The organism is Sphingomonas sp. ACRSK, assembly GCF_022346685.1.
Taxonomy (GTDB): Bacteria; Pseudomonadota; Alphaproteobacteria; order Sphingomonadales; family Sphingomonadaceae; genus Sphingomonas; species Sphingomonas molluscorum.
Map to the genome: position 1 here is coordinate 127341 of NZ_JAKRNR010000007.1, position 10108 is coordinate 137448.

Consider the following 10108-nt stretch of genomic DNA (forward strand, 5'->3'; position numbering starts at 1 on the left):
TTAGCGCAAGCGGCTGCGCGCCGCCAGCCTTGCCTAGTGCGGCCCAGTCGCGTACAGGCTGCCCGTTTTTCAGGCACATCCGATGCAGACCCTCGCTCCCATCCAGATCGGTCCTGTGACCGTTTCCGCGCCGGTGATCCTCGCGCCCATGACGGGCGTGACCGATCTGCCGTTCCGACGCATCGTGCGCCGATACGGCTCCGGTCTCAACGTCACCGAGATGATCGCCAGCCAGGCGGCCATTCGCGAGACTCGCCAATCGATCCAGAAGGCAGCGTGGGATCCGGCCGAAGAGCCGGTGTCGATGCAGCTGGTCGGCTGCACGCCCGCGGAGATGGCCGAAGCCGCGAAGCTCAGCGAGGAGCGGGGCGCGGCGATCATCGACATCAACATGGGATGTCCGGTTCGCAAGGTGACGAACGGGGATGCCGGGTCGGCGTTGATGCGCGACCTAAAGCTCGCGGCGGCACTCATCGACGCGACGGTGAAGGCGGTGAAGCTGCCCGTAACGGTCAAGATGCGGATGGGTTGGGACCACAGCAGCCTCAACGCGCCGGAACTCGCCCGGATTGCCCAGGATCTCGGCGCGCGGATGGTGACGGTCCACGGCCGCACCCGCAACCAGATGTACAAGGGCGAGGCGGACTGGGCGTTCATCCGCAGCGTGAAGGACGCCGTGTCGATCCCGGTGATCGCGAACGGCGACATCTGCTCAGTCGAGGATGCGCGAAAGGCGCTCGACCAGTCCGGCGCCGATGGCGTGATGATCGGTCGCGGCGCCTATGGGCGCCCGTGGCTCCTGCGGCAGGTGATGGACGCGCTGACGGACGGAACCGAGCGCGCGGACCCGACGCTCGACGAGCAATTTCTCCTGATTGCAGAGCATTACGAGATGATGCTGGAGCATTATGGCACCGAAGTGGGTGTGAACATGATGCGCAAGCACATCGGTTGGTACACGCGCGGCCTGCATGGGTCCGCCGAGTTCCGCAACAAGGTGAACCAAGAGGCGGATCCGGCCGTCGTCCGGCGGATGCTGGCCGAGTTCTACGCCCCCTGGCGCTCCCGCGCGGCTGCTTGAGCCGTATCGACGTGACAGGCGGCACTGCCGCACCATTCAGCGGAGAGCCGGGGCCGGCGGACTGGTTCGCGGCGCTGCCGGTCGCGGCGCTAGTGGTGCGGCCGGATGGAACCGTCGCCCATGCGAACAGCGCCTGCGAAAGCCTGCTGAACCATTCGGAACGCGCGATGCAGGGCCAGCCGGTCGATCTGCTTGTCCGCCTCCCGGCCGGGCCCGCGGTACGGCGGGACGGGCACGGATTCGCCGCATATGACGTCGAACTCGTGCTCGATCGCACAGGGCCGGTGCGCGCCGACTATGTCGAGGGAGCCCTGCCGGAGCAGCCGGGGTGGCGCATCGTCACCATCCATCCGGAAGGGGCGTCGCGCCGCTTTGCCAGTGCGGGCGAACGGGGTGGGGCCCGAGCCGCTATCGGCGCTGCCGCGATGCTCGCGCACGAAATCAAGAATCCGCTTTCCGGGATCCGGGGCGCCGCGCAGTTGCTTGCGCAGGTGGGGCAGGAGGACGAGCGGCGGGAGCTCACCAGCCTGATCACGGCGGAGGTCGACCGAGTCGCCGCGCTGATCGACCGGATGGAGGACTTCACCGACCAGCGGCCCCGGACACTCGAAGCGCGCAACATTTATCCGTTGATCGCGCATGCGCGGCAGATCGCTGCTGCGGGCTTCGCGAGCAGGATCCTCATCGAGGAGCGGTTCGATCCCTCGCTGCCTGATGTGCTGCTCGAGAGCGACGCCTTTGTGCAGTTGTTGCTCAACCTCCTCAAGAACGCCGCTGAGGCACTGGGCGAAACGGCGGCGCCCCGGATCACGCTGGCGACGGCCTATCGGCATGGCGTCTCCGTGAGCGGGGGGCGCGGCAAACCAAGCCGGCCGCTGCCGATCGAGTTGTGCGTGATCGATAACGGTCCTGGCGCGCCTCCCGATCTGGCGGAGCATCTGTTCGAACCCTTTGTCTCCGGAAAGCGGGAGGGACGTGGACTCGGGCTGCCGCTGGTGGAGAAGCTGGTCGGCGAGCTTGGAGGCGTGATCCGCTACGCCCGCGAAGGGGAGCCGCCCTCGACCGTCTTCCGTATCCTCTTGCCGAGAGCACCCGACGCATGATCGACGCCTCCGTTCTGGTCGTGGACGATGACGCGAGCATTCGCACCGTCATCGCGCAGGCGCTGCGGCGCGACGGCTATCGGGTCTCGGCCGCTGCCTCCCTCACGCAGCTTCGGGCGGAGATCGGGGCTGCGCTGCCGGACGTGCTGATCACCGATGTCGTCCTGCCGGATGGAGACGGGCTGGAGATGGCGACCAAGCTGCGGGCCGAGCACCCCGGCCTGCCGATCATCGTGCTCTCTGCGCAGAATACGCTGACGACGGCGGTGCGGGCGAACGAGGCCGGCGCCTTCGACTATCTTCCCAAGCCCTTCGACCTGGACGTGCTCGGAATGGCGGTGAAGGCGGCGCTCGCTCGACGCACCAGCGCACCTGCGGACCCGGGCGAGGCGATCGACGCCAATCTCCCGCTGATCGGGCGCTCGCCCGCGATGCAGGACGTATACCGCGTGATCGCCCGGGTGGTGTCCAGCGACCTGACAGTGCTGATCTCCGGCGAGTCGGGAACCGGCAAGGAGCTGGTCGCCCGCGCCCTGCACGACCTCGGCCCTCGCCGCCGAGCTCCCTTCATCGCGCTCAACATGGCGGCGATCCCGCGTGAGCTTATCGAAGCGGAATTGTTCGGGCACGAGCGCGGCGCCTTCACCGGCGCTGCCCAGCGCGTCGCTGGCAAGTTTGAGCGGGCCGCGGGCGGTACGCTGTTTCTCGACGAGATCGGCGACATGCCAATGGAGGCACAGACGCGCCTCCTGCGCGTGCTGCAATCGGGTGAGTTCACGACCGTCGGCGGTGCCAGGACCATCCGCGCGGACGTTCGCATCGTGGCGGCAACCAACCGGGATCTTGCGTCCCTGGTGCAGGCGAACGCCTTTCGCGAAGACTTGTTCTATCGTCTGAACGTGGTGCCGGTCGCCCTGCCGGCGCTCCGGGAGCGGCGGCAGGACATCGCCTTGCTTGCCCGGCATTTCCTGAACCGCGCAGCCGAGGAAGGTCTTCCGCGCCGATCCCTTTCCGCAGACGCCGTCGCCGCGCTGGAGGAGCATGACTGGCCGGGCAACGTTCGTGAGCTCGAGAACCTGATGCGGCGCTGCGCAGTCCTGGGACGGGACGAGCGGATCAGCGCCGACGAACTCCGCGGTTCCTTCGGCGACGCTACGCGCAGCCTTGCGCCTGCCGAGGGGGAAGGGGCGATCGACGGAGCGGTCCGCGCCTTTCTCCGGCGCCTCGCAAACGATAGCCCGCAGGCGCTGGACGACGGCACCCTCTATGACCGGGTGATCGCGGAGGTCGAGCGTCCGCTGATCGAGGCGATGCTGGAGCGGCACGGCAACAACCAGTTGCGGGCGGCGCGGGCGCTGGGCATCAACCGCAACACGCTGCGCAAGCGCCTGGATGACCTGGCGATCGAGCCGGGAATGGCCCGAACGCCTCCCCGCTGAGCAGCCACCATCCATCCGACGCCGACGATTATGTGTTTTCTCGGCAACAGTAACGTTGTACGCCATGACGGATGGTCAATGGCGCGAGGATGGAGAACAGGCGGAGCTTCACGCTCCCGACGCGCTTCGTTCCAGCCATAGAATTCGGCGTTCTGGCAATCGCCATCGCGGTGGGTGTCGGCAGCTACTTCGTCCTGTCCGGAGGAGAGCGGCAGCATCTGCTCACCCCTCCGGTGATGGCGCTGCTCCTCGTCTCCAACCTGCTGCCTTGCATGGCGCTGCTGGTGTTGCTGGGGCGTCGCGCGGCCAAGAAGCGGGCTGCGTCTATCGGAGGCGGCGGCGCGCTGCACGTCCGCCTCGTCGCGATGTTCTCGCTGCTGGCAAGCGTCCCCATGCTGCTGGTCACCATCTTCGCATCGCTGCTGTTCCAGACGGGTGTGGAGTTCTGGTTCTCCGATCAGGCGCGCAGCATGCTGGTCGATGCCCGCGCGCTGACGCAGGAAAGCTACCGGCAGATCCTCAGCTACGTTCGCAACGAAGTCGTGACCATGGCGGGCGACCTCGGCCCGGTCCTGCGGGAGTATCCGACGGACCAGCTGGAGGTGCAGCAGTTCTTCGCGCAGCAGGCCTACTACCGGAACCTGTCGGAAGCCGTCATCTTCTCCATCTCGCCCAAGGGAGAACTCCAGACACAGCTCTTCTACAACCCCACGGATCGCGATCTCTCGACGGAGTTCGACATGAGCCGGGTCCGCGCGCTGTCGGTCAGCGACGCCATTACGGACATCAAGAACGGGCGATCGCGGTCGGTCACTCGCATCCCCGGCGTCGACAACCTGTACCTGTACGGCGGGCGCGAGTGGGACATGACCAAATACCTGGCCTTGTCCGGCCGCGCGGAGACGATGCTGAAGAGTTACCAGGCATTTCTCGGCAGATCCGGCTCGATCCAGTTGCGGTTCAATATCTCGCTGTTCGTCATCTCCCTGATGATCGTGGGGCTCGCCGTCTGGGTGGCGCTGGTCGTGGCGGATCGCCTCGTGCGTCCCGTGGGCGAACTGGTGCAAGCCGCAGACCGGGTTGCCGGGGGCGACCTGACTGCGCGCGTCGCCATTCCGCGGCGGATGGATGAGATCGGCACCCTCGCAACCGCCTTTAATCTCATGACCCAGCGGCTAAACGAGCAGACCAGCGCCCTGGTGAAGGCGAACGAACAGATCGACAGCCGACGCGCCCTCATTGAGGCGGTGATGTCCGGCGTCAGCGCCGGTGTCATCTCGGTCGGGCCCGATCGCGCCATCCGGGTGATCAACGCCTCTGCTGCCAATCTTCTGGGCGTCGATGCGGCAGCGGCAGTCGGAAAACCGCTTGCTGCCGTGGCTGCCGAACTCGACGCGACGCTCGCAGGAGACGCCCGAGAGGCGATCGTCCAGCTGCAGGCGCGGGGAGAGGCGAAGACGCTAGCCGTCAAGATCACACGGGACGACGGCAGCTTCATCTTGACCTTCGACGACATCACCCAGCAGTTGCTGGACCAGCGTCGCGCCGCCTGGTCGGACGTGGCACGGCGCATCGCGCATGAGATCAAGAACCCGCTCACCCCGATCCAGCTCGCCGCCGAGCGGCTCAAGCGGCGGTATGGCCGGCAGATCGAGAATGACGACGGCACCTTCGCAAAGCTGACCGATACGATCGTGCGGCAGGTGGGCGACCTGCGCCGGATGGTCGACGAGTTCTCGTCCTTTGCCCGCATGCCCAAGCCCGTCTTCCATGAAGAGTCGATGCTCGACATCGCGCGCCAGGCGGTGTTCCTGCACGAAGTTGCCCATCCCGATATCACCTTCACCCTCATCGCGGAGGATGGCCTCCCGCCCGTCGTCTGCGACCGCCGCCAGTTCGGCCAGGCGCTCACCAACATCGTCAAGAATGCCGTCGAAGCGGTTGAAGGGCGGCCGGAAAACGCGCCCAAGGGCGAGATCTGCGTCAGCCTTCAGGAAGTCGGCGCTGGTCAGTTGCAGCTGACGGTCAGCGACAACGGGATCGGCCTTCCAGTGGAGCGGGATCGGATCGTCGAGCCGTATATGACCACGCGTGCACGGGGCACGGGCCTCGGCCTCGCCATCGTCAAGAAGATCGTCGAAGAGCATTTCGGCAACATCAGCTTCGGCGATCGCCCCGGGGGCGGCACCGTCGTCACCATCACACTCGACCTGAACGTCCTTGCAGCACTGGAGGGAGAGGGGGCAGCTTCCGACTATACCGCCCCCGAAGAGTCTCAGCGCCAGGCAATGCTTACCCGTAACGGAACACTCCGCTCATGAAGCTCGATATCCTTGTCGTCGATGACGAAACCGACATCCGCGATCTCGTCTCCGGTGTGCTGGAAGACGAGGGCTATGAAACGCGGGGTGCTGCCGACAGCGATGGGGCGCTGGAGGCGATCGCCGCAAGGCGTCCGTCACTGGTGCTGCTCGACGTGTGGCTGCAGGGTTCGCGACTGGACGGGCTCGAACTGCTCGACGTCATCAAGGAGCGGGACCCCACGCTTCCCGTGCTGGTGATCTCCGGCCACGGCAACATCGACACTGCGGTGGCGGCGATCCGTCGCGGTGCGGTCGACTTCATCGAGAAGCCGTTCGAGGCAGAGCGCCTGCTGTTCCTGGTAGAACGCGCGACCGAAACCGAGCGGCTGCGCCGCGAGGTCGCTTCGCTGCGCGCATCGGCAGGTCGTGAGGATGACCTGACCGGCAGTTCGGCGGCGATCAATACCGTTCGCGCGACGCTCAAGCGCGTGGCCTCCACCGGCAGCCGCGTGCTCATCACCGGCGGCCCCGGCATCGGCAAGGAAGTCGCGGCCCGCCTGCTTCATGGCTGGAGCCAGCGCGCCGCTGCGCCCTTTGTAATCGTGAGCGCCGCGCGGATGACGCCCGAGCGCGTGGAAGAAGAGCTGTTCGGGGTGGAGGAGGGGGGTGAGCTCGTCCGCCCGGGTCTGCTCGAACAGGCGCATGGCGGCACCTTGTTCCTGGACGAGATCGCCGACATGCCGATCGCGACCCAGGCGCGCATCCTGCGGGTGCTGACCGATCAGAGCTTCACACGCGTCGGGGGCCAGCGCGTCGTCAAGGTGGACGTGCGGGTCGTCTCCGCTACCGCGCGGAACCTGCAGGACGAGATCGCGGAGGGCCGTTTCCGCGAAGACCTCTACTACCGCCTCAACGTCGTTCCGGTCGTGATCCCGGCGCTTACCGAGCGCCGCGAGGACATACCGGCACTGGTGGAGCATTTCGTCGCGCATTACGCCTCTGAGCGGCGGGTGCCGACGCCGGAGATCGCTCCGGATGCGATGGTGGCGCTGCAATCCTATGAATGGCCGGGCAACGTTCGCCAGCTGCGCAATGTCGTCGAGCGCACCGTGATCCTTGCGCCGGGCAACCGCATTGGCCGGATCGACGTGGACCTGCTTCCTCCGGAAGTGCTCGGTACGCCAGGCGAGGGGAGCGGCGGGCTGGGTGCCAATGCCATCATGGGGGCGCCGCTCCGCGAGGCGCGGGAGTCGTTCGAGCGGGAGTATCTGCGCGTGCAGATCCGGCGCTTTTCAGGGAACATCTCGCGCACTGCGAGCTTCATCGGCATGGAGCGTTCGGCGCTTCACCGAAAACTGAAGTTGCTCGGCATCACCGAAACCCGCGGCGACGAGTAGCATGGTGGACGCGGCCGCTTCCGCGTCCTAAGTCAGCCCCGCACCGTCGCGGGGACGGGGCAATGCGGGAGAACCCGCCAAAAACAAAGGGCAGGACATGGCCGAGAAGCAGAGCTCGCTCCAGGATCTCTTCCTCAACGCGCTTCGGCGCTCCAAGACACCAGTAACGATGTTCCTCGTGAAGGGCGTAAAGCTGCAGGGCATCGTCACGTGGTTCGATAATTTTTCGGTGCTGCTGCGGCGCGACGGACAGTCGCAGCTGATCTACAAGCACGCCATCTCCACCATCATGCCAGCAGGGCAGGTCGATCTTGACCCGATCGTGGCTGCCGCTGCGGAGCAAAGCTCGCGCAACGCGCTGCTTCAGGAGATCTTCCTGAACGCGGTTCGGAAGAACCACGAGAGCGTCACCATGTTCCTGGTCAACGGCGTGATGCTGCAGGGGCAGATCGCTGCCTTCGATCTCTTCTGCATGCTGCTGCAGCGCGATGGTGTTTCGCAGCTGGTCTACAAGCATGCCGTGTCGACGATCCAGCCCGCGCATCCGCTCAACTTGGCCGAGGAACAAGCCGGATCGGACGCAGATTGAGCGGCGGGTTCGAACGCGACGTCGAGGAGTTTTCGCGCGGCGCGCGTGCGCTGATCGTGCTCCCGGACATGGGTGGATCGGCGCGCGATGCGGACGCTCGTCTCGCGGAGACGGCGGGGCTCGCGCTGGCAATCGGCGTCGAAGTGCAGGAGCGCGTGGCCCTGCGCGTACGACAACCGCGCGCCGCCACGCTGATCGGCAGTGGGCAGGTCGACGCGCTCGCCGAGACGGTTCGCGACCAGGAGCTGCAGCTCGCGGTATTTGATGCCGCCCTCACGCCGATCCAGCAGCGGAACCTGGAGAAGGGCCTTGGCTGCAAGGTCATCGATCGCACCGGCCTGATCCTGGAGATCTTCGGCGAACGTGCGCGCACGGCCGAGGGACGCCTGCAGGTGGAGCTTGCCCACCTGGATTATCAGGCCGGCCGTCTGGTCCGCAGCTGGACCCACCTCGAACGGCAGCGGGGCGGCTTCGGCTTTCTGGGCGGCCCTGGTGAAACGCAGATCGAGGCCGACCGTCGCCTGATCCGCGACCGCATGGCGCGGCTGCGGCGCGAACTCGAGAGCGTGTCGCGCACCCGCGGGCTGCACCGCGACCGCCGGCAACGGGCCCCTTGGCCGGTCGTCGCGCTGGTGGGCTATACCAACGCCGGCAAGTCTACGCTGTTCAATCGGTTGACCGGGGCGGAGGTGATGGCAGAGAACCTGCTCTTCGCCACGCTTGATCCTACGCTTCGGCAAATCTCGTTGCCGGGCGTGGACAAGGTGATCCTGTCGGACACGGTGGGCTTTGTCTCGGAACTGCCGACCCAACTCGTTGCAGCGTTCAAGGCGACCCTGGAAGAGGTTGTTTCGGCCGACCTGCTCGTCCACGTCCACGACATCGCGCACCCGGACACCCAGGCTCAGGCGGACGATGTCGAGGCGGTGCTCTCGGAGATCGGCGTGGACGAAGCCACGCCTCGGATCGAAGCCTGGAACAAGCTGGACCTTCTGGAGCCCGACGACCGAACCGAGCTTGAAGGCGAGGCGTCGCGTCGCGACGATGTCGTCGCGATCTCAGCACTGACCGGGGAGGGGGTGGACACGCTCCTTCGCACCATCGCCGATCGCCTGACCCAAGGACATCGGCGCTATCGCATCGCCCTGGCCCCGGAAGACGGCGCCAGCGCGGCGTGGCTGCACGCCCATGGCGAGGTCATCGACCACTGGATGGAGGGTTCGAGCGCCTTGTACGATGTCCGCATGGCGCCAGCGGACTATGAGCGGTTCCTCACACGCTGAGTGAGGAACCGTCTCACTTACGAGCGCTCAGCGGTCTTGGCCGCGGCCCAGAGCGCTTCCTTTTCGTCCAAGGTCAGTTCGGGAAACGACGGTCCCGCATGTGCTTCCATGGCAGCGAAGCGGCGCTCGAACTTGGCATTGGCGCTCCGTAACGCTGCCTCGGGATCAACGTCGAGGTGCCGGGCCCAGTTCACGACGGCGAAGAGCAGGTCGCCGACTTCCTCTTCCAATTCCGTCGGCGGAGCACCTTCGATTTCAAGCAGTTCCTCGTCGATCTTCGCACGGGGACCGCTCGCATCGGGCCAGTCGAAGCCCACGCGCGCGGCCCGCTTCTGGAGTTTTTCGGCGCGGCTAAGCGCCGGCAGGCCGAGCGCGACGCCGCCAAGCGCGCCGCCACTTTCGTTCGTCGTCTTTGCGCCGCGCTCGGCAGCCTTGATCGCTTCCCAGCCGGGGCTCGCCGTGGCGTCGCCAAAGATGTGCGGATGACGGCGCTCCATCTTGTCGCTGATCGCCGCAACCACGTCCGGCAAGGCGAACTGGCCGGCTTCCTCGGCGATGCGGCTGTGGAACACGACCTGCAGCAGCAGGTCGCCAAGTTCTTCCTTCAGGTCCGGCACGTCACCGCGGGCGATTGCGTCGGCAACCTCATAGGCTTCTTCGATCGTGAACGGGGCAATCGTGGCAAAGGTCTGAGCGCGATCCCATTCGCACCCATGCTCAGGATCCCGAAGGCGTGCCATGATCCTGACCAACCGCTCGATCATCGAAACGACCCCACTTCCGAAGAATACATGTTGCCGCCAGTTAGAAAAGACACATTCTCCGCCAGATAGAAATGACACCGCCTCGTGGCAGCGGGGGCAGCGTGGAGCCCCCCAAGCAGCGCAGCGCTGCCCCCGCTGTGGCGCTGCCT

7 protein-coding genes and 1 pseudogene are annotated in these 10108 nt (G+C 66.2%); 7 read left to right on the forward strand and 1 reads right to left on the reverse strand.

Going from position 1 to position 10108, the window contains the following annotated elements:
- Positions 1-82 precede the first annotated feature (82 nt).
- The 7 genes and pseudogenes from dusB to hflX all read left to right on the forward strand — a co-directional run bounded on the left by dusB (position 83) and on the right by hflX (position 9195).
- A complete protein-coding gene (gene dusB / locus MHZ35_RS05935) occupies positions 83-1081 on the forward strand; it encodes a tRNA dihydrouridine synthase DusB (RefSeq protein WP_239434776.1) in 999 nt (332 codons plus the stop codon).
- Entirely contained in the window at positions 1078-2184 is a 1107-nt protein-coding gene (locus tag MHZ35_RS05940) for a two-component system sensor histidine kinase NtrB (protein WP_239434777.1), read from the forward strand. The genes dusB and MHZ35_RS05940 overlap by 4 nt, the downstream gene beginning before the upstream one ends.
- Positions 2181-3623 carry a nitrogen regulation protein NR(I) gene (gene ntrC / locus MHZ35_RS05945; protein WP_239434778.1) on the forward strand — a complete coding sequence of 481 codons (1443 nt, stop codon included), beginning with the start codon at positions 2181-2183 and terminating at the stop codon, positions 3621-3623. The genes MHZ35_RS05940 and ntrC overlap by 4 nt, the downstream gene beginning before the upstream one ends.
- Before the next feature lie 89 nt (positions 3624-3712).
- Entirely contained in the window at positions 3713-5944 is a 2232-nt protein-coding gene (locus MHZ35_RS05950) for an ATP-binding protein (protein WP_239434779.1), read from the forward strand.
- Entirely contained in the window at positions 5941-7323 is a 1383-nt protein-coding gene (gene ntrX, locus MHZ35_RS05955) for a nitrogen assimilation response regulator NtrX (protein ID WP_239434780.1), read from the forward strand. The genes MHZ35_RS05950 and ntrX overlap by 4 nt, the downstream gene beginning before the upstream one ends.
- 37 nt (positions 7324-7360) lie before the next feature.
- Positions 7361-7912, forward strand: a pseudogene (gene hfq / locus MHZ35_RS05960) (RNA chaperone Hfq); the annotation flags it as partial.
- A complete protein-coding gene (gene hflX, locus MHZ35_RS05965) occupies positions 7909-9195 on the forward strand; it encodes a GTPase HflX (protein WP_239434781.1) in 1287 nt (428 codons plus the stop codon). The pseudogene hfq and the gene hflX, both read left to right, overlap by 4 nt.
- 17 nt (positions 9196-9212) lie before the next feature.
- Here the strand turns inward: hflX and mazG are convergent, their stop codons facing one another.
- On the reverse strand, positions 9213-9959 hold the full coding sequence (mazG, locus tag MHZ35_RS05970) for a nucleoside triphosphate pyrophosphohydrolase (protein WP_239434782.1): 747 nt from the start codon (positions 9957-9959) through the stop codon (positions 9213-9215).
- Positions 9960-10108: the final 149 nt, after the last annotated feature.